The following is a 23,663-nucleotide window of genomic DNA, read 5'->3' as shown; positions in this document are numbered from 1 at the left end:
GCCCGCAGAGGTTCGCTGCATGCGGCTCTCCGGGTCGGCTTAGCTCAGCCACTGCAGCAGCTGTTTCTGCCGCCTGGCCGGGGCGGCAATGTTGAAGAGCACAGCGTCCGGGCTGTGCAGGGCGAGAATCAGCGCGGCGAGGCGGCGCTGGCGCTGATAGCCGCCGCGCAGCGTCGTCAGGGCAATGCCGGTGTCGCGCGGCTGGCCCATGAAGAAGGGCTGGCCGGCCGGGAAATCGGCGGCGTTGGCCTGCCACCAGGCCTGCAGCTTGGCGGCATCCGGCCAGGGCAGGTTCTCGTCCGGATCGTCCGACAGGTCGTCGCTTTCAGGATCATCGTCCGGGCCGCTTGCTGCGCCGGGTGGTGCCTCCGACTCCAGATCGGCTTCGCTCAGATCGAGGCCGGTGATCAGGGTGAAGGCTTCACCGGCCAGGCGGGCGAGCGCCGGGTTTTCCGTCTGTTGCAACAACCAGGGCAGGTAGTGCGGATCGCCGACGACGCCGCTGCCGGTGATCAGCGTGCGTATGTGCTCCGGCGCTTTCCTCAGTCTGGCGAGCAGATTGTGGGCATCCGTCGGTGCGGCTGCGAGCAGCCACAGACGCAGCGCATCTGTCTGCTGCGGGCCGGGCTGCGCAGCCCAGGCGCCGAGGCGGGCCAGACAATCGCTGCGCTCGCCCAGCAGCACACCACCCCAGGCGGCCTGAAAGCTCACCCGTGGATCTGCATCGCTCAGCAGGGTGCGGCAATGCTCTCTCATTTCGACCATCCCCAGCTTCGCTGCCGTGTGCGCCGCGCAGGCGCGCAGAGCCGGGTCTTCGGCGTTGAAGGCGCCGTGCAGGATAGAACCCGGATTCACCCGATGCTGCGTGCAGGCCACCAGCCCGATACGGCGCCGAAAGGGATTCTCGGAGGCCAGCAGGTGCTGGACCGTGCCTTTCAGGCAATTCGCGTCTACCCAGCCCAGCGCCGCGATCAGCTCGTCCTGAAATTCATCCGGCAGCAGGGCAGTACGACTCAGCAGGGCATCGAGCCGTGAGGGCTGCTCCGTGAGCGCCACCACCGTCTCGGCAAACAGCGCACCGGGCAGATCGCCATCCTCCTCGCGCAGCCAGGGCCGGCCTTCCTGCGCCGCCACGCACAGCCCGTCCAGATGCGCGGCGAGGCGCTCGTCGAGGCGCTGCAGGTAGAGCAGGGCGAAATGCGGCGCATGCACCGCCGCGCGCCGCTGCAGGTAGATCAGGGCGGCGTCTTCGGTGTGTTGGGCGAGGATGATTTCAGTCACGTGGACTTCTTTCATTCATAAACTTGCCAGGACTGTCCATCGAACGATGCAACGTCGCTTTCGCCGATAGACCAAAGAACGCCTTCGGCTGTAGTCAGGCTATAAAAAGTTTCTGGTTCCGCCGTGCCGCCAAAGTCGACCGTGACGAGCGCCTTGCCTTCGAGCGTAAATAGGCCAGACATGGTCGAAACGTACAGTTTGTCCTGGAACCAACACAGGTCCCAGATATCGACATTTGTGTCTTCGTCCCAATGCACAACTTCCCAAGCGTCGTTCCGACCACGGATCAGCAAGCCTGATTGGCCCGCGATGTAAACCACTCCGTTTTGAGCGCAGCAAACGGAAGTTAAAATCCGGTTGGTCAAACTGCCACGGTCATGCCAGCGCGTGCCATCGAATTGCCAGATTTCACCATTCCACCCTGCCGCATAAATCTCGTTGCGGAAAAATCCGTCAATGGCCTCGAAACCGACCTCTTCGCCCTCCGTCGGGAGGGGAGCACTGATGTCATGCCAGAGCGCCTCATCAACACGCTCGTAAACCTGGCGCTTCATGCCGCAGGCGAACACCTTGCCCTCAATAGCGCGAGCGTTCCGAATTAGGGTAGGGGGAGGGAGAATGCTTTCTTCTGTGGAGTTTCCTCCGACATAAGTGAAAACATCCCCATCCTCACCAATAACCACCAATTTTTCAGAAGGCGTATTGGCGACAGCTATTGCATTAGAGTCCCAGACGGTATTCATTCCGCCCGCCCATTCAGCTTGGTCAACAGCGATAATGCTTGTGTGAGCGATATCCCTTTCCAGCAGTTCCTTTCCTTTGCTGAGGATGTACACCAAGTCTCCGTAGCGGGCTGCACCACGAATTAAAGTTCTAGCACCAACAAACTCACTTTTCATTTTTTCTCCGGTGTTAACGAGGGGGTTTTCCTGCAGGCAGTGACGCGCTGATTTCTTGCTCTAGCGCCGCCTTGTTGTCGGTATAGTTTTTCCCCGTTGGTGAGTGTTTGATGGGCTTCGATTGATCCCCCATCCCCTTGTGACCCTCTTTCAGTTGGGCCTCAACACACTTTTGGTCACATTGTGGCGCTACTGCAGCAGCACCTTTGGCGCAGTGTTTGAGTTCATCCTCAAAGGCTCTATGCGTGCCAGCCGGAACCGTGCTGAATGCTTTGTGATGTGCGTGCCTGAGGCCGTGGCTGCCGGAGCAGCTGCCGCCTTCCAGACACATACAGGGAGCCTTCTTTATCTCATAGTCTTTCCAGCCATCCACCTTGGCGCCGTTTGCGACGGAGGTTTTGAAAAATGAACTTTTGGGGATGATGTGATCCCCTGTTTGTGAGGGGCAGCAGCCATTGATGCCGTCTCTAGGTTCTGCATCGTAGGGTAGTAACTGGCAGCGTCTGGCAGCTGCGCAAGGATTTGAGCTGGCTGATTTTGTCCGGGCAGCAATGAGGTCTTTCTTGCGACTGAACGCATCGGATAGACCAGCTTCGGCACAGACGTCCTTACCGTCCTTCTTGTGGGGTTTGTAATCGGCGCAGGCTTTTTTCTCCTTGGCAATATCGCCGTTTTCTCCGCCACAGGCTCCACCGACTGCACTCATGGCAATTTCATCGACATAAGGCCACGGCGGCGCATTGCCAGGCACGTCACCAGCATGGTTATGTGTGGTGATATCTCCCATCCGCACCACGTTTTCGCCCTCGACCTTTACATTCATCGACCAGGCGTTGAAATACACCTTGCCCATGTTCTTGGCGGTGATCACGCCTTTTTTGGGCGCGCAGCCGGCTTCGTCACCCATACTTTTCGAGAAGTAGCTCTTGTTCTTGAGCATCACTTCCTTGCCGCTGATCTTGACGTTGCGTGAGCCCTTGGTGGTGTCCGAGGCCATGCCGGTATTCGGATAGGGAATGGGCACGCCGGGCGGAGTGGCGGGGGTCATGGGCGGGGTGAAGCATACGTCCGGGAAGGCGGCGATGGACTTGCCTGCTGCGGCCTTGCAGGAGACTTCCATGTTGTTGGCGTAGATCTGATTGGCCATCACGCCTCCCTGTATTGCAGGACGATTGCGGCGCGCTGGCCGGCATCACTGCTGAAATGTGCGATCACGCCAGCACCGGGGGCGTAGCCCTTGCGGCTGGCGGCGTCAGCCAGGGCCAGCACGGCGATGCCGCTGGCGGCACCGATCTCGCCAATGGCTTCGGCCGGGTGCCACAGGTCGAACTCCTCCTTGAGCGTGCGCATGGTTCGCGACAGGGCTAGCGCGGCTTCCTTGAAGTAATAGTGCTCGCCGGAGAGATCCGCGATGCGGTAATTCAGATCGTGCATGGCGGAGCCTGCGTCGGCGAGGGCTGCCTTGCAGGCACGGGCCAGACCGTCGCCGCGCAGGGGCTCTTCGCTGGCGATGTGGGCGGGCTCAATGTCGAAACCGATGCCGCAGCAGCGCAGCTCCGGGCCGCTGCCGGCGGGGCCGACGAGGATCGCGCCAGCAGCTTCGCCGGGCATGAAGCCATTGGAGTTGCGTTCGTTGAGCAGGCGTTCTTGCGTGTCATAAGCGGACAGCGTGGCAGCGTTGAGCAGGCTGTCGGCGGCGACGATGAGGACCTGCGCGGCTTGCCGGGCGTTGATGAGCTGGCGGGCCTGATGCAGGGCAGCGGCCACGGCGACACGGCCGTGTGGAACGACGGCGGATTGCGGCGCGAAGCGGGTGCCCAGCTCACTTTCGATCTGCGCGAGCAACTGGTCTTCAAGCCCGGCGAGGCGGCCGGGGCGTTCGCGTTCGGCAACGCAGAGCAGTAGCGGGATTTCGCTCCTGCGTTCGCGCGGAATGCCCGCGAGGGCTTCATTGATGCTCATCACCGCCATGCGGCTGAGCTTGACCATGCCGCGCCAGGGCGATTCGAGGGCGACCTGATGGCCCATGATCCACGTGCCGCCGCTATCCATGAAGCGGGTTTCGGTGGGGTTGCCGAGCTTGGCGCGCATGGCGGCGCAACTGGATGCGGCGGACAGCCCGACGCTGGTGACGAGGCCGCAGCGGCGAATGGCGAGCGGGGCGTTCATGGTTTGCCTCCGGCCAGTTCGCGTTCGTGGGCGTCGAGGATTTCGATCAGATCGGGCGAGACGTAGAAGGCGATTTCTTCGCGCTGCTTCCACCAGTCTTCGCCCTGACGGCCGACGAGGATCTGGCCAATCTCGAACATGCTTTTCTTCAGCGGCCGGCACAGGCGCCAGGTGAGGGTGTAACGCTCTTCGTCCGGTTCGAGGACAACGGTATCCAGCGTGGCGCGGTATTCCTCTTTGCCGCCGGCCTTGGGGAAGATCCACACGGGGGCTTCGAAGCCGGGCAGGGTGAAACTGCGTTGGCCATCCGGGGTCAGGTTGAGCAGGGTGACTTCCTGTCCGCCGATAGGGAAAGGCAGTTGCTGATCGAGCGGTGCGGCCTGGTAGTAGCGTTCGTCGAAATCCGGCGGCAGGAAGGGAAAGTGCTCTTCCAACCAAGCGTCATCGTAGGTGCCGGCGTAAGGCGCGCGCTGGGCCCATTGGCGACCGATGGGGCCAAAGGCCATCGGGGCGTAATCGCCTTGCGGGTGAGTAATGGCGCGGCCAATCTCTTCGGTGTTGGGCAGCGGGGCGCCATCTATCCATTCGCGCTGCAGGTGCTGATGGAAGCCACAGCCGACCGGATTGAGCATGAAGGCGGCGTGTCTGGCCGGGTCTTCGTGGCGCAGATCGCCGCCACCGAAGGCGGTGCCGTAGTGAATGGCTTGTTGGGTGAAGGCCTGCGGTGCGGAGGCCGAGATGCTGGATACGCCGGCCTGCCAGTGACGGGCGCCGACTACGTTGAAGGCTTTCTGCCAGTTGCCGATGCGAACGCCCACCGGCACGCTGCCGACGGGGCGGCCGTAAGGTGCGTAGGCGCTGGCATTCAGGAGGATGTCGCAGGCCTGTTTGCGCGGTGCGAAGTCGATTTCGTAGCGCGGCGCGGACAGACCCGGCTCGCCATGAAACACGTCGGCCATAAACAAGGGCTGTTGTTCGTCGTGCAGGCGCGCGGATTCGCCCGCTTTGCTGGGCAAGGGGAAAGTGCCCTTGATGGCGATGACCAGCAGCTCGCGGCCGCTGGGCTCCATGCCCATGGTGTAGGCCACCTGCAGGCGGGTGGCGTTGATGAGTTCCATGTGCGGTCGATCAGTTGAGCTGCACGGAACCGCCCTTGACGCGATTCACGCCGGTGGAGCGACTGGAGACGTAGGCGCCCTGGATCAGTACCTTGCCCGCTTTAGTGAGGGTGATACTGGCTTTGCCGCAGCGCAGGACGATCTGTTCCTTGGCAGAGACGAGCATGCGTTCGCCGTCGGCGTCGATTTCGACCTGATTGCCTGCGCCGGCCAGGATATTTACGGGCTCGCGGATCACGCCCATGACGATGGGGCGATCCGGGCGGCCTTCGTCGAACATTACGACAAGGCTGGCGCCGATGTGGCGAGCCTGCAGGTCAACTGTGCTGCGGGCGGGCAGTGCCTGGCTGCCGGGCTGGCCGGGATAGCTGATCAGCGGGGTGAGGCCGTCGGCGGCAAGGGCGACCAGGGTGGCGATGCGAATGCCATCAATGCGTTGCTGTGGAACAGCGGTGCTGGCAAGGCTGGCGATGATTTCGGGTGGGTGGCGGCGGCTCATGGATTTTCTCTTTCGCGCTTCAGTTTTGCAGCACTTTGCTGCCTTTGATGATGACGTCGCTGGAGGCTTTGACATTGACCTTGCCACTGCCTTGCAGGGTGATGTCCTTGCCCTTGATGGTGATGGTGCCGTCTTTCTTCATCGTGATGCTGGCGCTACCGGTCTTGATGGTGATGGAGTCGCCCGCGTTGATGACCAGATTCTTGCCGACATCCAGTTGATCGTTCTGGCCGATGTTGCTGCTGCGATTGCTGCCCACATCCAGCGACAGGTTGTTGCCAATATTGGTGGTTTGATTGGCGCCGACGGTTAGCACGCGGGCTGCGCCGATGGTGACCTCCTGCGCCGCGCCGACGGTGATGGTTTCGTTGATGCCGACGGTATGGGTGCGTTGGGTGGCGACAGTCAGGGTGTCAGTGGCGCCGATGGTCACGCTCTGGTTGGATCCGACTTGTTCAGTGCGGTTGACGCCGATAGTGATCGTTTCATTGACGCCAACCTTTTCCGTGCGGTTGTTGCCGATGGTGATGTCTTCATTGACGCCGACCTGTTCGGTACGATTGTTTTTGACCTCGACATTTTCATCGTGATCGACGGTCTTTTTGCGGTCGTGACCGACCCAGTGGGTCTCGTCGTTTTCGACCTCGATGTCCTGATTTTTCTCGGCGTGGATGAAGACCTGTTCCGAGCCCTTCTTGTCTTCGAAGCGGATCTCGTTGAAGTTCTCGGGAGTGCCGCCTTTGGATGAGCGAGATTTGATGCCCGACTGGGTCATGTTGGCAGGCAAGTCGTAGGGCGGCATCTGGTCGCCGTTATAGACACTGCCGGTAATCAGCGGCCGATCCGGATCGCCTTCGAGGAATTCGACGACGACTTCCTGACCTATGCGCGGAATGCTGATGAAGCCCCAGTTTTTGCCCGCCCAAGGCTGGGCGACGCGCATCCAGCAGGAGCTGTTCTCGTCGTTCTTGCCGAGGCGATCCCAGTGGAACTGGACTTTGATGCGGCTGTACTTGTCGGTGTAGATCTCGTCACCGGCGGGGCCGACGACAACGGCGGTCTGGATGCCGCGTACGAAGGGGCGCGGGGTGAGGCGCGGCGGCCGGAAATCCTGCGCGCTGGCCAGCGTGGTGATTTCACTCGTGTAGCTGCTGCCTTCAGCGCCGTCACTGGTTTCAAGTCCTTCTGCCTGCAGATGGGTGTAGCAGGCAGTGACGAGGTATTCGCGGTTCTGATCACGGCGGACGTGGCCGCTGAGTTTGAAGAGCATGCCGCAGCCGATGGAGCGGGCATTGGTGCGGGCATGAGCGACTTCGTGCTGCGACTGGATCTCGTCCAGCCGGGTGCGGGCAAGGTGATCGCCGTCGGATTGCACGACGAACTCACCGGGGTAGTCGAAGATTTCATGCTCGGCCTGGGCATGACTACGAGGGTGACTGGACTTGGCATCCAGTTTGACCTTTGGACGCTTGAAATCGTAATCGATGCTGCGTGTCTTGCCGGGCTGTACCGCACGTGCAAAGTGCCAGTCGGTGATGTGGTCGGAGGCTTCACGGCGGGCACGGTCGTTATCCACGAACTCGAAATTTGCATCGCCGGGCACCGGGTTGTGGGCGCTGTATGCGTCGGCCAGAACCAGTACATTCTTGTCCTTTGCATACTCGAAGAAGAAGTAGATCCCTTCCTCTTCCATCAAGCGGGCGATGAAGTCGAAATCGGTTTCGCGGTACTGCACGCAGTATTCGCGCTGGGCGTAGCTGCTGCTCAGGGCGTCGCGGAGTTCGGCCACGGAATGATCTGCGAATACTTCCTTGATGATCTCCGGTACGGTCTTGTTCTGAAAGATGCGGCAATCGGTCGTGCGGGTCAGGAACCAGGGCCAGGGTCGAAGTACTGCTTCGTAGCTCTGGAAGCGTCCGTGTGTGCCAGCGTGTGCAAAGCGGGTGAAGTAACCCGTGAAGAAACGCTCGCCTCCGTCGGGCAGGGTGATTCGTATGCTGCCCTGCTTGCCCAGCAAGGCGTCGATGTCGATATCGGGTGTGTCGCTGAGACCGAAAAGGTGAAACTCGCTGATCTGGCCGAGCGTTTCACGCGCAGACAGAGAACTCAGACGCAGGACTTCCGGACCGACAGGGGAAAGTAGTTCGAACTGCATGAATGCTTGGGCCATGAGTGGAGATCCTGATGCTGTGGATAGCGGCACGACTGCTGGCGCGATTGTAATGTGCGGGGATATGCCGGAGGCTTGCGTTGGTCAGTTGAGTCCTTTTGAATGACCGTCGCCTTAGCTGTGCATGACCGACGGACATGGGCGAAGCTTCGCTTCATATATCTGAAACGACTTTTCACGAGTTGGGCGCTGAAAAGCCTTGGTGGGCGCCACTCTTCGGACATGTGTGCCGCAAACCAAGGTCTGGTGTGGCTCTCCGATGGGCTTGATTGCCAGGATTAGTAATCCGGACGGAGCTGCTTGCCCCGGCTTACTGAACTTGGGCGGTGACCACCCAGCCTTTGACCGGCTTGCCGCCTTCGGTGCGCAAGTCGGCTGCGTCAATGCTGCGTAATTCAAACCCTGTTTTGATCAGGGTTGTTTCGAGGTAGTGGTGGCCGTGGGCGTAGCGTCCGTGCGGGTTGATGGCAAAGCCTGTTTCGTCACGCTCCGGCGGCAGTTGCTCCACCGTGAAGATCAAGAGTCCCTTGGCGCGCAAGGCTTGGCGCGAGGCGGCGAACACTGCTTCGAGTGGGCCGAAATACACCAGGGTATCGGCCGAAATGATGAGATCGAATTTCCGGCTTTGAGCGGCGATGAAGGCTGTCAGCTCCCCTTTCGTCAGAGCGTCGTAGCATTGCCGGGCATCGGCTTTGATCAGCATTCCGCCGGACAAGTCTACGCCGCTCAATTGCCGCGCATACGGGCGCAGCAGAGGGCCGCAGAGTCCGGTGCCGCAGCCGGCATCAAGGATGTCGAGGTTTGCTGTGCTGCCGGGCCGGGCACGCTCCAGCGCGTCGACCACCAGTTCGGGGGCTCGATAGGACAGGTTGCCTTGCAGTTGCGAGTCGAAGCTGTCAGCAAAGCGGTCAAAAGTTTGTTCCACGTAATCATCGGCGGCGCGATCCGGCACGCTGTCACCGGAGCAGGCTGCGTGCAGATGGCGTGCGACCGGGCTGTCGGGCTCAAGCTTCATCCATTCTTCGAAAACCTCGGCGGCTTCGCTGACTCTGCCCAATGAATAATAGGCAACGCCCAGCAAGCGACGGCTGTCCGGGTTGTCTGGCTTTTTGTCAATCGACAGGCAGTAGTAATGCACCGCTTCCTTGATGTGTCCGCGTGAGGCGTGGAGCAGGCCCAGATTGTTATAGGCGCCAGTGGCATCCGGTTCCAGTTCGATTGCGCGCAGATAGCTGGTTTCGGCTTCTTCCCAGCGGCCAAGGAGTTTGAATACGACGCCCAGGTTGTTGAATACATCGCCGCGTTCAGGGGCAAGTGCCAGGGCATGGTGATAAGCGGTGGCGGCTTCGGGCAGGCGGCCGCTATCGGCCAGTACGTTGCCCAGATTGATATAGCAGTCTGCGTGGTTCGGGATCAGTTCGCAGGCGCGGCGGATCAGGGTGATGGCGGCGTCGCGCTTGCCGCGCTGGGATTGCAGTACGCCGAGAAAATGCAGTGCGTCACCTTGTTCCGGAACCGCCTCCAGAATCCGCCTGTAAATCTCTTCGGCAGAGTCCAGTTCGTTATGTTGCTGGAGCTGAATGGCGTAGACGAGTGCCTGGGTGATGGTGACTTCCGGAGCGTCGGCAGAGTTGTCGGTGTTGGCGGCCATGCTGCAGCATTCCTGGGGGCGGAAAGGCCGGATCATCCCGCATTCATAGGCCTGCTGCCAAGCCCTGCAGAGCGCGGTCGTCGGATATGCCCGCATCGGCGATTGAAGTGCAGGCCCTTGTGTGGTGGAATGCCCGCCACAGCGGGTTGTTCTGCGGGATTTTCAGGGGGTCATGTGCTGCGTGTTTTCGTAGTGAGTCAGAACGGGGTGCCACCCGCCTCGCCCTTGTCGGCGGTGTTTGGCGAAGGTATCGGCAGCATTGGCCGGGAGGATGTCAATTCTCTGGTTTTGCCCGATCCGCATAAGCATATTTCGCGTGTGCAGGCACAGGTAAAGTGTCTGTCGGGTGAGTATTTCCTTGTTGATCAAGGCGGTAACCCGACCAGCGTGAATGGCCGTCCGCTTGGTAAGGGTAATGTTGCCTCTTTGCATGATGGTGATCGCATCGAGATGGCGGAGTGGATTTTGCACGTTGAAACCGTGCGTCCTGCGCCGGTTTTTTCGGCGGCGCCTGCTGCTGCAGACGATCCGCTGGGTTTGCTGGGAGGGGCTGCGCCCGCCGCAAGTAATCCGGATCCCTTAGCCGCCTTGCTGGGGATTCCGCCAGCGCCCTCTGCGATGCCCGCTCCGGCTGCGGTTGTGCCTGCTCCGTCAAATTCTGTGTCGCCGCCCGCTCCCGTGCAACGCAAGGCGGGTGATGATCCTTTTGCGATTTTTTCCGTGGCTGCTACGCCGGCAGAAAAAGCGCCTGTCGCTGCGTCGCAAAACCTTGATCCGTTCGCCGCTTTCGGTACGCCGGCCGCTGCGCCGCGTCAGCCGGCCAATGCACAAGCCAGCAGCGATGATCCGCTGGGCTTGGGTCTTGGTGTGAATATCGGTCAGCCGGCCGGGGCCACTTCGGTGGATTCCCTGTTTGGACTGGAGGCGAAAACGGCTGCGGATCCGTTTGCCAATTCGATGCTGGCGGACCCGCAGCATCAGGTGCCGACAGCGGCGGATAGTCAGGACCCGCTGGCTTTGCTGATGGGCACTGACACCGCAGCTGCGATGCCGACGGGGCGCAACGATTCTTCCATGCTCAACGATGCCTTCGTGCCACCGAAGGCGGTTGCGGCCGAGGATGAGTTCGACTTCAACCTGCCTACCCAGATTGTGGTGGGGACGCCGGATAATCCGCCTGTTGCGAAAGCGCCCGCCGCGCCGATAGCCGCTCCGGTATTGCCTGTGCAGCCAGCCCCCGTGGCAAGGCCCGCACAGCCTCAGGCTGCAGCCAGGGTGGCTGTACCGGCCCCAGCGGCGCCCGTTTCCGCAGCTCCAGTGTCTGCAGGTTCGGGGAGTAGTGCTGAATTGCTGGCTGCCTTCGTGCGCGGCCTTGGGGTGCCCAATCTGAATCCGCCCGGTGGCTTGACCCCGGAACTGGCCGAGCACATCGGCGTGATGTTGCGCGAATCGGTGCAGGGTACAGTGGATTTGCTGGTGGCTCGTGCTGCAACCAAGCGCGAAGTTCGTGCCGAAATGACGATGATCGTCAGCAAGAACAACAATCCGCTGAAGTTTTCGCCCGATGTGAATTTCGCCTTGCATCAGCTCTTGCAGCCTGCGGGCAGTAAGGGCTTTTTGCCGCCGGTTGAGGCCATGCGCGACGCGTACGATGATCTGCGGGCGCACCAGATCGGCTTCATTGCCGGCATGCGGGGGGCGCTGGCGGGTATTCTGGGGCGTTTCAGGCCTGCTGAACTGGAGGCGCGCCTGTCCGACAAGAGCTTCCTCGATAGTGTGCTGCCGGCCAATCGCAAGGCCAAACTGTGGGATTCCTACGAGCAACGCTATGCGGGCATCCTGCGCGAGGCCGAAGATGATTTCCATTCCCTTTTTGGCCGCGAATTCCTGCGCGCCTATGAAGAACAGATCGACCGTTTGTCCAACGACCGGGCGTCCCAATGAGTAAACTTGACGTTCATACTGCCCACCTGTCACGCACGGGTGGGCGCAAGCGCAACGAGGATTCCTGCGGCTACTGGACCTCTGATGCGGGCTGCTGCTGGGTTGTCTCCGATGGCGCTGGCGGCCATGGCGGCGGCGATGTGGCCTCGCGTCTGGTCGTCAAGACCGTGCTGGAGCGTTTTGCAGCCAATCCGGTGGTGAGCAGCGAAGTTGCGGTGAGTCTGCTTGAAACGGCACACGCCGAGTTGATGAAGGCCAAGGAGCACCAGCCGGCCGGCACTGACATGCACGCCACCTGTGTGCTGCTGCTGATCGACCGTGAGCAGGGCCAGGCTGTGTGGGGGCATGCCGGTGATTCGCGTGCCTATCTCTTCCGCAATGGGCAACTTGCCTATCAGACGCGTGATCACAGCCTGGTGCAAAGCATGATTGACGCTGGCTACGGCAGCACGGACCTGATCCGGACCCATCCACAGCGCAGCCTGCTCACCTCGGCCATTGGCAATGCCGGCGAACTGGTGATCAGCGTGTCGGGCGATCCGGTGCCGACCGATGCCGGTGACGTGTTCATGCTCTGTTCCGATGGCTGGTGGGAATATGTGGATGAGGCCAATATGCAGCGCATCCTGGCCGAAGCGAGCAGCGCTGACGCCTGGCTGGAAAGCATGGCGGCCATCGTCGAACGGGATGCTGGCACGGATAACGACAACTACACTGCAGTGGGAGTCGTGGTGAATTCCGCTGAATCAGCGACCACTGTGATCCTGGGCCCGCGTAGCGAGCAGGCCGAACCTCCTGAGGAGTCCACATCATGAAAATCCGTTTATTTGCGCTGGGCTTGGCCTGCACAATGACCGTAACCGGTTGCGAAACCATGGATGCCAAAACGCAAGGCGCCGTGTTTGGCGGTGCGATTGGCTGTGCCGGTGGTGCCGTACTGGCCAAACTCACCAAGAACGACATGGCGACTGCCTGTGCGGCCGGCGCGGTTGTCGGCGGCGCGATTGGCTACCTGCGCGCGCGTAATGCCGAGGTGCAGGAGGCGCAACAAGCCAGCAACGAGGCCGTCAGCCAGGTGCCGGGGGCCCGTGCCACACCGGTTGAAACTCAGACCGTGCACGTTACGGATCGGGAAACCCGCAAGACCGATCAGGTTCAGGCTTTCAAGTCCGTGTCGGTAGATATTCCGCTCAATCAGGTGGATACGCCCGATGGCCGTGCAGCCGTCGCCAAGCTTGATGCCTATGCCCGCAAGGTGGCGGCTGAACGTGGCGAGACCGTGGATATGACCGTGGCCTCCGCGCCGGGTCGCGGCAGCGCCTCGCAAGTCGCCCAGCGGCAGACCTCTGAAGTTTCCGGTAAAGGTCAGGTCAAGCGTACCTATACGGCCGATCCGCGCGTGCCGGCGACGGTGCAGCGCTACACCATTGAAGTAAAGAACCGCGACCGGGTCGAGGTTTGAGCTTCGCAAGTTGCAAGTTGCAAGTTGCAAGTCGCAAGTCGCAAGTCGCAAGTCGCAAGTCGCAAGTCGCAAGTCGTTGATTGTTTCCTGGCTTGATCGTTCCCACGTTCTGCGTGGGAACTTTTTGATGATGCTCTGTAAAGCCGCGCGCAGCCTTGATCTTTGCAGCCCCTGCCCGAAGAAGTCCAGCAGGCGCCGCTCTGCAAGACTGCCCCACTCAGTACTCATTGCTCAGTCCTCTGCCGCAGGCAGCTCAGCGCGCCCGCACGCGCAGCGCGAGCTGCAGGAATTCATCCCACACATCGCCTTTGTCCAGGCCTTTGGCCAGGCGGTCGATGCGTGCGGCGTGCATCAGGGCGGCGCGCAGGCCGCCACCTTTGAGGCGTTGCACAGCACGTTTGATCAGCGCCTGACGCGGGCCGAAGACGCGCTCGGCCTTGAGGGCTCCATCCACGCTTTGCCCGCCATCGATCACCGCGCGCACATTGGCGAGGGTGCGGATTTCGTTGGCCATGGCCCACAGCACGAAGGGCGCGGCGGCGCCTTCGCCCTTGAGACCTTCGAGCAGGCGCGCGCAGCGTGGTGCATCGCCTTCTAGCAGCGCGGTACGCAGTTTCTCGGTGTCGTAGCGCGCGACATGCAGTACGGCGTCTTCAACCTGCGCCAGGCTCAGTGCGCCGGGCTCATACAGCAGGCCGAGCTTCTGGATTTCCTGATGGGCTGCGAGCAGATTGCCTTCGACGTGGCCAGCGATGAAGTCCAGCGCTTCGCGCGGGGCGTTCTGCTGCTGGCGGGCGAGGCGGCCGCTGATCCATTGGGGCAGTTGGGCCAGTTCCGGCGCGTTGCATTCGATCATCGTGCCGGCTTCCGACAGGGCGGCGAACCATACCGTCTTGCGCATGGCCCAGTCGAGCAGGGGCAGGGTGATCAGGGTGATGTCGCCACCGGGTAGAGGGAGTTCGCGGGCGCAGCGCACCAGTGATTCACCCCCGATCTTGCCGGGCTTGCCATTCGGGATGCGCAGATCGATCAGGCGGCGATCACCAAAGAGCGACAGATTGCCGGCGGCCAGACCGAATTCGTCCCACTTGAAATACTGATGCGTGACCAATACCTCGCGCTCCGTCACCCCTTGCGCCTTGGCAGCCGCGCGAATGCTGTCGGCGGCCTCAATCACCAGCAGCGGCTCGTCACCGTGCAGTACGTAGAGCGAAGCCAGCTCGCGTTGCAGGTGTGAGGGGAGTTGCTCGGGGCGCAGGTTCATGCAGCTGGTGTCTTACTGCTGTGCGGCAGGTTTCGGCGCAGCCGGAGCGGATGTTGCTGCAGCGGGCTCCGCAGCCTGTTTTGTACTAGCCAGGCGGCGCAGCAGCTGTTGCACCAGATCGCCTTCCATGTCGCGATACAGAAGGGCTTCTTCCTGTTCCTTGGCGAGTTCCTGACCGGTCGCGAAGCTGACCGTGCGGAAGATGAAAATCTCGTTGAGCGGAGTGACTTCCTTGCCTTGTTTGTCGAGCACGCGGAAGGCAAAGCGCTGGCGCAGTTCGTATTCACGCACCGTGCCGGTGGAGGATAGCGAGAGGATGTGTTTTTCCTTCGTGTCGCGCACGACCACCATGCGTACCTGAGCGTCTTCAATCTTGCTGACCACCTTGGTGCTGCCGCTGGTGGCGATCTGGCGTTTGATGGCGGCGGCCAGATCCGAATACTGGTTCATCTCCAGATAGATCGTGGCAAATGGCAAGGCTTGCGGCCCGCGTAGATGGAAGCCGCAGGCAGACAGCGTAGCGAGCAACAGGATGGCAACAAGGATTCGGCGCATTTTTTTCCTTCGGGAAAAGTGCTGAGCAACGAGTGTTGAGTACTGAGTGAAATCAGCGCTGGCGTCGCCAGCGGCAATGTTTACTCAGTCCTCAGTCCTCAGCACTCAGTCCTGAATTTAGACAACAATATTAACAAGCCGGCCCGGCACCACGATGACTTTCTTCGCGGGCTTGCCTTCCATGAACTTCTGCGCGATTTCCGAGACCACTGCCAGGGCTTCGATGGCGGCGTTGTCGGCGCCGGCCGGCACCTTCACCGAGCCGCGTGTCTTGCCCAGAATCTGTAGCACGAGTTCGATTTCGTCCTGTACCAGTGCGGCGTCCAGCGGTTCCGGCCAGGCAGCGTCAAGGATGGATTCATCTGCGCTTTTGGCGTAGCCCAGTTCGGCCCACAGCGTGTGGGTGATGTGCGGGGTCAGCGGCGAGAGCACGCGCAGCAGGATGCCCAAGCCTTCTTCGATCACTTCAGCAGCGATGCCTCCGTTTTGGTCAATGAGACGCGGGGCTTTTTCCAGCGCGTTGAGCATTTTCATCGTGCTCGAAGCGACGGTGTTGAACTGCTGCTTGCCCAGATCGTAGTTGGCCTGCTTCAGGAGCAGGTGGATTTCACGGCGCAGGCTGGCGAGGTTCTCGGGCAGCTTGGCGTTGCCCAGCTTGCGCTGTCCGGGGAGCTGCGGCTGGATCGTGGTGGCGAAGACGTGGCCGAAAGCCCAGATGCGCTTGAGGAAGCGGTAGCTGCCTTCGATGCCGGCGTCCGACCATTCCAGCGTCTGCTCCGGCGGGGCGGCGAACATCATGAAGAAGCGCGCGGTGTCGGCACCGTATTGCTCCATCATGGATTGCGGATCGACGCCGTTGCGCTTGGATTTCGACATGGTGCCGAAGCCACCGTAGTCGACCGGATTGCCATCGCGCAGTGCGGTGGCGCCGGTGACGCGGCCGGCTTCGTCCTTTTGCAGCACGACTTCTTCGGGCGCAAACCATTCGATGCCGGTCTTGTCGGAGCGGCGCGAGAACAGGTGATTGAGCACCATGCCTTGCGTGAGCAGACGCTTGAAGGGCTCGCGGTAGCTCACCAAGCCCAGATCGCCCATGACCTTGGTCCAGAAGCGCGAATACAGCAGGTGGAGGATGGCGTGTTCGATGCCGCCGATGTATTGATCAACCGGCAGCCAGTAATTGACGCGTTCATCGACCATAGCCTGGTCGTTGCCCGGGGTGGCGAAGCGGGCGTAATACCAGGACGAATCCACGAAGGTGTCCATGGTGTCCGTCTCGCGGCGCGCGGGTTTACCGCAACACGGGCAAGCAACGTTCAGGAAATCCGGGCGCTTGTGCAGCGGGTTGCCGGAGCCATCGGGTACGCAGTCGGTGGGCAGCACCACCGGCAACTGATCGTCCGGGACGGGGACAGAACCGCAATCGTCGCAGTGGATGATCGGAATCGGGCAGCCCCAGTAGCGCTGGCGCGACACGCCCCAGTCGCGCAGGCGCCATTGGACTTTTTTCTCACCGAGGCCCTTGGCGGCCAGGTCGGCGGCAATGGCGTCAATAGCTTGTTCGTAGTTCAGTCCGTTGTATTTGCCCGAGTTGATTAGCTCGCCATGCATGCCAAAACCGACATTCCAGCTATGGGCCCAGAGATGCTCAAGCGGTCTAATTGCCGAAGCATCTTCACCGGGTTGAACTGGAGTTGCGTCCGTTTTCAACGACAGGCCGCCGGGCATTACAACCGGCTTGATCGGCAAGTTGTACTTCTTAGCGAAACCAAAGTCGCGCTCGTCATGCGCCGGCACGGCCATTACGGCACCGTCGCCGTAGCTCATCAGCACGTAGTTGCCGACCCAGACTTCAATCTGCTCACCGGTGAGCGGATGGGTGACGAAGAGGCCCGTCGGCAGGCCTTCCTTCTCCATGGTCGCCATGTCGGCTTCCATCACCGAACCGTGCTTGCACTTCTCGATGAAGGCGGCGAGTTCGGGATTGTTCTGGGCGGCGTGGGTGGCCAGCGGGTGCTCGGCAGCCACGGCGCAGAAGGTCACGCCCATGATGGTGTCGGCGCGGGTGGTGAAGACCCACAGCTTGCCGTCGTCGATCAGCGCGCCGGCGTCATCCTTGATCTGGTGCGGGAAGGCGAAGCGCACGCCGGTGCTCTTGCCGATCCAGTTGGCCTGCATCAGGCGCACGCGTTCGGGCCATTGGTCCAGCGTGTCCAGATCGTTGAGCAGCTCGTCGGCGTATTGCGTGATGGCCAGGTAATAACCGGGGATCTCGCGCTTCTCGACCACCGCACCGGTGCGCCAGCCGCGACCGTCGATGACCTGTTCGTTGGCCAGCACGGTCTGGTCGACCGGATCCCAGTTCACGGTCTGGGTCTTCTTGTAGGCAATGCCCTTTTCGAGCATGCGCAGGAACAGCCACTGGTTCCATTTGTAGTAATCGGGCTTGCAGGTGGCCAGTTCACGACTCCAGTCGATGGCAAAGCCCAGCGACTTGAGTTGTAGCTTCATGTAGGCGATGTTTTCGTCGGTCCATTGGGCCGGCGGCACTTTGTTGGCGATGGCCGCGTTCTCGGCGGGCAGGCCGAAGGCGTCCCAGCCCATGGGCTGCATCACGTTGTAGCCGCGCATCTTGTGGAAGCGGGTGAGTACGTCGCCGATGGTGTAGTTGCGCACGTGGCCCATGTGCAGCTTGCCCGACGGATACGGGAACATCGACAGGCAGTAGTACTTGGGTTTGCTCGCATCTTCGACGGCCTTGAAGGCGGCGGTGCGTTCCCAGTACTGATGGGCGGTCTTTTCGGTGGCGGTGTGATCGTACTTTTCCTGCATGGACGACATCTCGGGCTCGGTTCGGGGTTTTTCGAATCGCGCATTTTAGCAGGCTGACGGGGCTGGCAGGCCGTGAATTCAGGCTTGTCGCATGACATGCCTGAAAAGCCCCACGGGGCGGACTTCTTCAGGCTGCTTGTCTGTAGATCTAATGCAGGAGCGGGTTTCGGACAGGTTGTTTTTCAGACGTCTTTGCCGATTCTGGCTTTGAGTTCCTCTACTTTGCGTTCGGCAAGCCGCTGGGCCGTGAGGTTGAAGTTGATACAGACGATGACCGTACGTCCTTCCGGGTCTTCGCAGGAGGTCTTGGCGACGTGGAAGAAACGCTCTTCGCCGGTGTGCGGCATGATGTGGTGATCTTCCTTGAGCAGGTTCTGACCGGCGAGCACGGCAAGGTCTTCCCTGTGCGACTCTTTGATGCGATCCAGATGGTCGCTGATGGCGCCGGCCAGCAGATCAGGCTGGTCTTTATAAGCCGGGTTGGCTTCGCTCATGGCGACGGCAATTTCTTCCATGCTGCGGCCGACGACCTGATCGGCAGAACGCAGGTAACGACGCCGCAGGAAGGCCTGGTTGACGAGCAGATATCGGCTGTCAGCATCCTTGACGTAGAACTCATCGGGGATCAGATCAATCAGGCGCTGAATGAACGCGTGGGTGCGCTCAAGCAGGGCTTTTTCGCGTTCCAGTGCTTCGTTCAGATTGCGTTCTGCAATGCGCCATTGGGTGATGTCGAAGAAAGCCGTGACGATGGCCGGCTGGCCTTCGGTGTCCAGACAGCCGCTCTTGAAAATGGTGCGGAATCGTTCCGCCCCGGTGACGCTGTGGAAGTTGTGTTCTTCCTTTCGCAAGGTGCCGCCAGCAAGGATTTCGCGGTCTTCCTTCAGCGAGAGCAGGGCCCGCGAGCGCTCGGTGTCTTCTGCCGCCAGATTGTCGCCGACCATCAACTTGACGACCTGGGCCGGATCCTTGCCGAGCAGTTCTTCGCGCGAGCGTCCGCGATCTTGCACGAACGCTTCGTTGATCATCAGATAGTGGCTGTGCGAATCCTTGACGTGCACCGGGTAGGGGATCACATCGATGATGCGCTGGATGAAGGATTGCTCGCGCTCGCGGCGGCCCACCTCGCGTTGCAAGGCCTGTTTGAGATTGCGCTCGGCCATGCGCCAGGGGGTGATGTCGAAATTGGTGCCGATGATGACAGTGTCGCCGTTGGCATCTTTGCAGATCTGCTTGCTGATGACGGTGAAGCGATCCTTGCCGGTTTGCGGATCAATAGTCTGTTCTTCGCGGAACACCGGTATGCCCGCCAGCACGCGCAGTTCTTCCTGATGGACCGCCGAGGCAAAGGCCTGGTCCGCGAACAGTTCATAGGTGCTGGTGCCGACCAGTTCGCTGCGGGGGCGGTTGTGCAGCGAGCAGAAGGCGGTGTTGACCTGGATGTAGATGCTTTGCGTGCTGTCCACACGCTTGAGGTAGACCGGCTGCGGGATCACGTCCATCAGCGTCTGGATGAAGGCCTGGCTGCGGGTCAGCAAGGCTTGTTCGCGGGCGAGGAGTTGATCCAGGGTCTGATTGTTGCCGCTCAGGTTGTCCCACATTAGCAACACTTGATGCTCGCCGTCCGGGTTGATCAATGGAAGAGCGTAGGCGCGCAGCAGGGCGGATTGTGTGCCTTGCGGCAGCAGCGCTTCGGCGCTGCTGCAAGTGCCTGCGAGGGCTTTTTGATGCAGGTCGCGAATGAACTCTTGCCAGGCCTCGGGCAAGACCGAGAGCAGGGTTTCGTGGCGATGTTCAGCGCTGAGTTGGGTAAGTGCCAGAAAGGCCGGGTTGGCTTCTTGCGCCAGGCCTTGCGCATCCAGCACAAGTGCCGGCTGAGCGCTGCCGTTCAGAGCGCGACGGGCGGAGGCGAGGCTTTCTAGCAGGGCGCGTTCCCGGCGCCGCAGGGCCAGCCAGGGCAGGGGCAGGATGGCCAGCGCTGTGAGCAGGGCCGCCTGCCCGCCAGACAGGGCGAGCAGCCATGCGATGGCGGCCGCGCTTAGCGCGATCAGCCCGCTTGCCATCATCTGCCATTTGTTCATGGGGGCTCCGGTTTGACCATTGACTCATACTCTGGCACAAAGAGGCGGGTGGCGATGGGCAGGGCGCCAGATCGCCTTGCTTCAGTTGTTCGCGGCATTTTTTTCCAATTGACGCATGGTATCGCGCAGATCCGATATGTCATAACTGGCACATACGATCACCTGACGCCCGCTGATGTCGGTGCACGCGGCTTTGGCAATGACCACGGTGTGTGCAGTGTCGCTGCCAGGCATCCAGCGCGCGACCTCCTTGAGGACGGTCTTGCCGGCCAGCACCTCAAGATCCTCGGCTTGTGCCACCTCCCAGCTTTTACGCAGTTCGAGCCTGGCCTCTTCCATCGCTTCGGGATTGTCGCGTAGCGCCGGGCTGTTGGTCAGGAAGGCGTCGCCAATTTCTGGCGCGGTGCGCTTTATGGCTTCGGCCGCGCAGTTGAGGCCACGGCGTCGCAAATAAACCGGGTTGACCATCAGGATGCGGCTGTCGGCATCCTTGATGTAGAACTCCTGTGGAATCACGTCAATCACGCGCTGCAGGAATTCGCGCATGCGCTCGACCTGGATGGACTCACGTTGCATGGCCGCCTCCAGTTTGCGCTGGACGCTACGGAATTCGCTTACGTCGAAATGAGAGACGGCAATGACCGGGCGCCCATCTACATCCAGGCAGCAACGCTTGGAGACGATTCTGTCCGTCCATTGATTGCTGCCAGGGGGACTTGCTTCGTGCCGTTCTTCATAGATAACCGCTCCGGCCAGCACGGATTTGTCCTCTTCGAGGATCGCGCGCGCTCTTTCCGGGTCGGCATAAATTTCACGCGTTTCACGGCCCAGAATTTCTGCGGCAGGTCGCTGGAACTCTTTGGCCAGAGCTTCGTTGGCAAGGATGTAGTGGCTTTCCTGATCCTTGACGAAGAAAGGGTGAGGAATGATGTCGATCAGGCGCTGGATGAAGTCCTGGGTACGGGTGCGCAGGGATTTTTCGTTGTTCATCAGGCTCAGCGCGCGGCGCTCGGCTTCACGCTGGGCGGTGACATTGATCTGCGCCACGACGATGACCGGCTGACCGTCTACGTCCAGGCAACTGCGTTTGGATATGATCAGATCGCGCAACTCCTGTCCGCTCAGGCCGGGATCCTGGCGTTCTTCAAGGATATCTTGACCTGCCAGTACGTCCTGATCTTCGCGCAGGGAGGCTTCGACCTGCTCGGCGTTGTTGATGAAATCGGTAATGCGCTGGCCGATGACCTGTTCGCGAGTGAGGCCGGTGTCGTTCAGGAAGCTTGCATTGACGTGCAGGTGGCGGCTGTCCTGATCGCGAACGCAGACGGGCAGCGGGAGTGCGTCAATCAGACGCTGGATGAAATGCTGAGTGTTCTGACGATGCGCCGTTTCGGCTTGCAGGGCGTGGCTTAGCTCGCGTTGCGCGTTGCGCATGTCCGTTATGTCGAACAGGGAGACCAGAATGAGGGTTCGGCCGTCCGGGTCTTCGCAGGCTGTTTTGGTGACGATGCGGTCATGCAGTACGCCATTCTGATCCTTGACGTTGTTTTCCTCCTTGCACAAGGGTGTGCCAGCGAGGACCGCCAGATCTTCCTGTTGTGACGTGCTGGCACGTTGTTCCGCTTCCGGTATGAGGCCGGATTGCGCCGTGACGATGGCTTGTGCGACCTGCAAGGCATTCAGATTCAGTAACTCTTCGCGGGTTTTGCCACGGCTCAGCACAAAGGCTTCGTTGATCATCACGTAGCGACTTTGTGCATCTTTCAGGTAAACCGGATTAGGGAAAACGTCGAGCAGGCGCTGTACGAATAGCTGGGTGCGGTGATTGCGTTCCTGTTCGCGCTTTACCGAGGCGTGCAATTCACGCTCGGCAATGCGCCAGGGTGTGATGTCGATGTGGGTGCCGACCAGTACCCGTTGTCCTTCCGGATTCAGGCAGCTTTGCTTGCTGACGATGGTGAATCGGTCTTCTCCTGCCTTGTTGGAGCTGGCCGAAAACTCCTCCTTGAAGATGGGGGCACCAGCCATGACGCGTGCATCCTCCAGCGCGATGGCCTGGGCTTGAGTGGTGTCGATAGACAGTTCTGCTGCGGTATGGCCGATTACGTTTGTCTGGGTGGTGCCATACATGGTGTAGAAAGATTTATTGGCGAGGATGTAGCGGCCGCTGGAATCCTTGACGTAAACCGGGCGGGGAATCACGTCGATCAGGGTCTGGATGAAACTCTGCGAACGGGTGCGCAAGGTGTGCTCGCGCTCCAGTGCGGTGCTTACGATCTCGTTGCTGGCAGATATGTTTTCACACCACAACAAAACGCCGGCCTGACCACGCGCATCCTTCATGCGCGCAGCGCTCAGGCGCAAGAGCATGGCTGGGCGGTTTTCGTCTGGTGTGAATACACGTTCCTCCGCCAGGGATTTGCCTTGTTCCAGGGCTTGTTGTACGTGTTTGTCGAGCCAGTTTCTCCAGTCCGCTGGAAGATCGTGCAGGCTCTGCGCCCCGTGTGGCACACCGCCCAAGGCAAGAAAATTGTCGTTAAGATGAGTAATCTGGCGTTCGCTATCCAGGCTCAGCAGGGCCAGGCCGGCGGTGTTCAGGGAATCAAACAGGCCGATATGGCTCTGCCTTTGCTGGCGCAGGCGCCAGGCCAGCATGCCGCTGAGAGCAAGCAAGCCCAGCAGCAGCAAACCGTAAGCGTTGCCGAGCGTCGTGCCGACGGTCTCCGTCTGGGCGAAGGCCGGGGTGACGAGTAGCAAGGTTGCCAGCAGAAGTGATAAGCCGTTCTGTCGGGTCATGAGGCCTCGTGCAAGGCGCAGCTAAACGCAGCGCGTGCGGTAATTAACGTCTGCATGGGGCGAAGGCTTGAGGGGTAGGCGGCTGCTCAAGAGGGTAGGCAGCGGAGTTTTTAGTGCTGAGGGCTGAGTGGGGCATGCTTGCGAAGCCGCGACGGTATTCGGTCTTCGAGCATGACTGGCGCAGAGGCAATACAGGCGCGGCTCTCTGGGTATGTGCTGGGTGGGTGTGTATTTTCGCCTCCCGATGGTGGAATCGTGCTGCTTCACCCGTAATCTGGCGCGGATCGGTATTGGGACTAATATTCAAGGCGATAGTCGTGTGTGCAGGGTTTTTCTGGCCGCTTCAAAATCAAACAGGCTGATTTGCTGGCCGAGTGTTTCGCTGACCGGCCCGAGCGCAGTTTTTAGCGTGGCGGTGTGTATTTCGAACAGCGCAATGGCTGCCGTGTCTGCCTGTCCCAAAAGGTTGTCGAGTTCTTTGAGCACGTTTTCAGACGTTCGGGATCTGTTGGCGCGCTGTCTTTGGTGGCTTGTCTGGCTGCCTGATGCGGCAGGGCGGCGGCCAGTGTGTTCAGCTCACGGCGGGTTGTCTCCATATTCGTATGGAGGGTGTTAGCAGGAGTGCTTTCGACACGCCAGTACGCAAGGATTGTCCATCAATGGGTCGCCGCCGTTAGACTTGATCCGACGGTCTATGGCACGTACACCATGCGACGAACCAAAGCAACGCTGATTTACAAACGTACGAAAAATCTGCGGGCAATACAGTTGCTGCTTGGGCATTCCAAGTTGGAAAGTACCGTTCGATACCTCGGCATAGAGGTAGATGACGCGCTTGAAATCTCGGAGCAAACTGAATTTAGGACAACGCTGAACAAGTGGCGTTAAAAAGCCACGCGCACGGTCAAATCGGCGCGAGGGCGAAAATTCGACGAAAAAGGG

General features: G+C 60.6%; 18 protein-coding genes. 4 read left to right on the top strand and 14 right to left on the bottom strand.

The window, feature by feature from the left end; genetic code table 11:
- Window positions 1-39: 39 nt before the first annotated feature.
- From ABXR19_RS05025 to ABXR19_RS04990, 8 genes are all read right to left on the bottom strand, one after another.
- A complete protein-coding gene (locus tag ABXR19_RS05025) occupies window positions 40-1,296 on the bottom strand; it encodes a TIGR02270 family protein (RefSeq protein WP_354600006.1) in 1,257 nt (418 codons plus the stop codon).
- The gene (locus tag ABXR19_RS05020) at window positions 1,293-2,180 is read right to left on the bottom strand and encodes a hypothetical protein (RefSeq protein WP_354600005.1); all 888 of its coding nucleotides are present in this window, start codon (window positions 2,178-2,180) and stop codon (window positions 1,293-1,295) included. The genes ABXR19_RS05025 and ABXR19_RS05020 overlap by 4 nt, the downstream gene beginning before the upstream one ends.
- Before the next feature lie 13 nt (window positions 2,181-2,193).
- Entirely contained in the window at window positions 2,194-3,327 is a 1,134-nt protein-coding gene (locus ABXR19_RS05015; protein WP_354600004.1) for a PAAR-like domain-containing protein, read from the bottom strand.
- Entirely contained in the window at window positions 3,327-4,349 is a 1,023-nt protein-coding gene (locus ABXR19_RS05010; RefSeq protein ID WP_354600003.1) for a hypothetical protein, read from the bottom strand. Before ABXR19_RS05010 ends, ABXR19_RS05015 begins: the two co-directional genes overlap by 1 nt.
- On the bottom strand, window positions 4,346-5,467 hold the full coding sequence (locus ABXR19_RS05005; protein ID WP_354600002.1) for a DUF2169 family type VI secretion system accessory protein: 1,122 nt from the start codon (window positions 5,465-5,467) through the stop codon (window positions 4,346-4,348). Before ABXR19_RS05005 ends, ABXR19_RS05010 begins: the two co-directional genes overlap by 4 nt.
- Window positions 5,468-5,477: 10 nt before the next feature.
- The gene (locus ABXR19_RS05000; RefSeq protein WP_354600001.1) at window positions 5,478-5,966 is read right to left on the bottom strand and encodes a DUF6484 domain-containing protein; all 489 of its coding nucleotides are present in this window, start codon (window positions 5,964-5,966) and stop codon (window positions 5,478-5,480) included.
- 19 nt (window positions 5,967-5,985) lie between these two features.
- Window positions 5,986-8,136: a type VI secretion system Vgr family protein gene (locus ABXR19_RS04995; protein WP_354600000.1), complete on the bottom strand. Its 2,151-nt coding sequence runs from the start codon at window positions 8,134-8,136 to the stop codon at window positions 5,986-5,988.
- A gap of 310 nt (window positions 8,137-8,446) precedes the next feature.
- Window positions 8,447-9,787: a tetratricopeptide repeat protein gene (locus ABXR19_RS04990; protein WP_354599999.1), complete on the bottom strand. Its 1,341-nt coding sequence runs from the start codon at window positions 9,785-9,787 to the stop codon at window positions 8,447-8,449.
- Window positions 9,788-9,961: 174 nt separating this feature from the next.
- Between ABXR19_RS04990 and tagH the strand changes: the two genes are divergently transcribed.
- The 3 genes from tagH to ABXR19_RS04975 are packed head-to-tail and all read left to right on the top strand — an operon-like array spanning window position 9,962 to window position 13,193.
- On the top strand, window positions 9,962-11,731 hold the full coding sequence (tagH, locus tag ABXR19_RS04985; RefSeq protein WP_354599998.1) for a type VI secretion system-associated FHA domain protein TagH: 1,770 nt from the start codon (window positions 9,962-9,964) through the stop codon (window positions 11,729-11,731).
- Window positions 11,728-12,546: a PP2C family protein-serine/threonine phosphatase gene (locus tag ABXR19_RS04980; protein WP_354599997.1), complete on the top strand. Its 819-nt coding sequence runs from the start codon at window positions 11,728-11,730 to the stop codon at window positions 12,544-12,546. Before tagH ends, ABXR19_RS04980 begins: the two co-directional genes overlap by 4 nt.
- The gene (locus ABXR19_RS04975; protein WP_354599996.1) at window positions 12,543-13,193 is read left to right on the top strand and encodes a YMGG-like glycine zipper-containing protein; all 651 of its coding nucleotides are present in this window, start codon (window positions 12,543-12,545) and stop codon (window positions 13,191-13,193) included. Before ABXR19_RS04980 ends, ABXR19_RS04975 begins: the two co-directional genes overlap by 4 nt.
- A 253-nt stretch (window positions 13,194-13,446) precedes the next feature.
- On the opposite strand, the gene holA is transcribed toward ABXR19_RS04975, so the two are convergent.
- From holA to ABXR19_RS04945, 6 genes are all read right to left on the bottom strand, one after another.
- Window positions 13,447-14,457 carry a DNA polymerase III subunit delta gene (gene holA / locus ABXR19_RS04970; protein ID WP_354599995.1) on the bottom strand — a complete coding sequence of 337 codons (1,011 nt, stop codon included), beginning with the start codon at window positions 14,455-14,457 and terminating at the stop codon, window positions 13,447-13,449.
- Between the two features lie 12 nt (window positions 14,458-14,469).
- Complete coding sequence (locus ABXR19_RS04965) at window positions 14,470-15,012, bottom strand: LPS-assembly lipoprotein LptE (protein WP_354599994.1); 543 nt, start codon at window positions 15,010-15,012, stop codon at window positions 14,470-14,472.
- Window positions 15,013-15,129: 117 nt separating this feature from the next.
- Window positions 15,130-17,844, bottom strand: coding sequence for a leucine--tRNA ligase (leuS, locus tag ABXR19_RS04960; RefSeq protein WP_354599993.1), 2,715 nt, complete (start codon window positions 17,842-17,844; stop codon window positions 15,130-15,132).
- 182 nt (window positions 17,845-18,026) lie between these two features.
- Window positions 18,027-19,925: a PAS domain-containing protein gene (locus ABXR19_RS04955; RefSeq protein WP_354599992.1), complete on the bottom strand. Its 1,899-nt coding sequence runs from the start codon at window positions 19,923-19,925 to the stop codon at window positions 18,027-18,029.
- 81 nt (window positions 19,926-20,006) lie between these two features.
- Window positions 20,007-22,721 (bottom strand): PAS domain-containing protein, encoded by a 2,715-nt coding sequence (locus tag ABXR19_RS04950; protein ID WP_354599991.1) that lies wholly within the window; start codon window positions 22,719-22,721, stop codon window positions 20,007-20,009.
- 303 nt (window positions 22,722-23,024) lie between these two features.
- Window positions 23,025-23,207 carry a hypothetical protein gene (locus ABXR19_RS04945; RefSeq protein WP_354599990.1) on the bottom strand — a complete coding sequence of 61 codons (183 nt, stop codon included), beginning with the start codon at window positions 23,205-23,207 and terminating at the stop codon, window positions 23,025-23,027.
- A gap of 81 nt (window positions 23,208-23,288) precedes the next feature.
- On the opposite strand from ABXR19_RS04945, the gene ABXR19_RS04940 reads away from it, so the two are divergent.
- The gene (locus ABXR19_RS04940) at window positions 23,289-23,609 is read left to right on the top strand and encodes a tyrosine-type recombinase/integrase (RefSeq protein ID WP_435594299.1); all 321 of its coding nucleotides are present in this window, start codon (window positions 23,289-23,291) and stop codon (window positions 23,607-23,609) included.
- The last annotated feature ends 54 nt before the right edge of the window (window positions 23,610-23,663 follow it).

Origin of the sequence: Uliginosibacterium flavum (assembly GCF_040566545.1) — a bacterium.
In the GTDB taxonomy this organism is placed as follows: domain Bacteria; phylum Pseudomonadota; class Gammaproteobacteria; order Burkholderiales; family Rhodocyclaceae; genus Uliginosibacterium; species Uliginosibacterium flavum.
This window is presented reverse-complemented; position numbering and strand designations above follow the sequence as displayed.

Excerpts from the sequence above, each read along its gene's own strand:
- ABXR19_RS05025 (WP_354600006.1), bottom strand. The coding sequence starts at position 1,296 with ATGAAAGAAGTCCACGTGACTGAAATCATCCTCGCCCAACACACCGAA.
- ABXR19_RS05020 (WP_354600005.1), bottom strand. The coding sequence starts at position 2,180 with ATGAAAAGTGAGTTTGTTGGTGCTAGAACTTTAATTCGTGGTGCAGCC.
- ABXR19_RS05015 (WP_354600004.1), bottom strand. The coding sequence starts at position 3,327 with ATGGCCAATCAGATCTACGCCAACAACATGGAAGTCTCCTGCAAGGCC.
- ABXR19_RS05010 (WP_354600003.1), bottom strand. The coding sequence starts at position 4,349 with ATGAACGCCCCGCTCGCCATTCGCCGCTGCGGCCTCGTCACCAGCGTC.
- ABXR19_RS05005 (WP_354600002.1), bottom strand. The coding sequence starts at position 5,467 with ATGGAACTCATCAACGCCACCCGCCTGCAGGTGGCCTACACCATGGGC.
- ABXR19_RS05000 (WP_354600001.1), bottom strand. The coding sequence starts at position 5,966 with ATGAGCCGCCGCCACCCACCCGAAATCATCGCCAGCCTTGCCAGCACC.
- ABXR19_RS04995 (WP_354600000.1), bottom strand. The coding sequence starts at position 8,136 with ATGGCCCAAGCATTCATGCAGTTCGAACTACTTTCCCCTGTCGGTCCG.
- ABXR19_RS04990 (WP_354599999.1), bottom strand. The coding sequence starts at position 9,787 with ATGGCCGCCAACACCGACAACTCTGCCGACGCTCCGGAAGTCACCATC.
- ABXR19_RS04980 (WP_354599997.1), top strand. The coding sequence starts at position 11,728 with ATGAGTAAACTTGACGTTCATACTGCCCACCTGTCACGCACGGGTGGG.
- ABXR19_RS04975 (WP_354599996.1), top strand. The coding sequence starts at position 12,543 with ATGAAAATCCGTTTATTTGCGCTGGGCTTGGCCTGCACAATGACCGTA.
- holA (WP_354599995.1), bottom strand. The coding sequence starts at position 14,457 with ATGAACCTGCGCCCCGAGCAACTCCCCTCACACCTGCAACGCGAGCTG.
- ABXR19_RS04965 (WP_354599994.1), bottom strand. The coding sequence starts at position 15,012 with ATGCGCCGAATCCTTGTTGCCATCCTGTTGCTCGCTACGCTGTCTGCC.
- leuS (WP_354599993.1), bottom strand. The coding sequence starts at position 17,844 with ATGCAGGAAAAGTACGATCACACCGCCACCGAAAAGACCGCCCATCAG.
- ABXR19_RS04955 (WP_354599992.1), bottom strand. The coding sequence starts at position 19,925 with ATGAACAAATGGCAGATGATGGCAAGCGGGCTGATCGCGCTAAGCGCG.
- ABXR19_RS04950 (WP_354599991.1), bottom strand. The coding sequence starts at position 22,721 with ATGACCCGACAGAACGGCTTATCACTTCTGCTGGCAACCTTGCTACTC.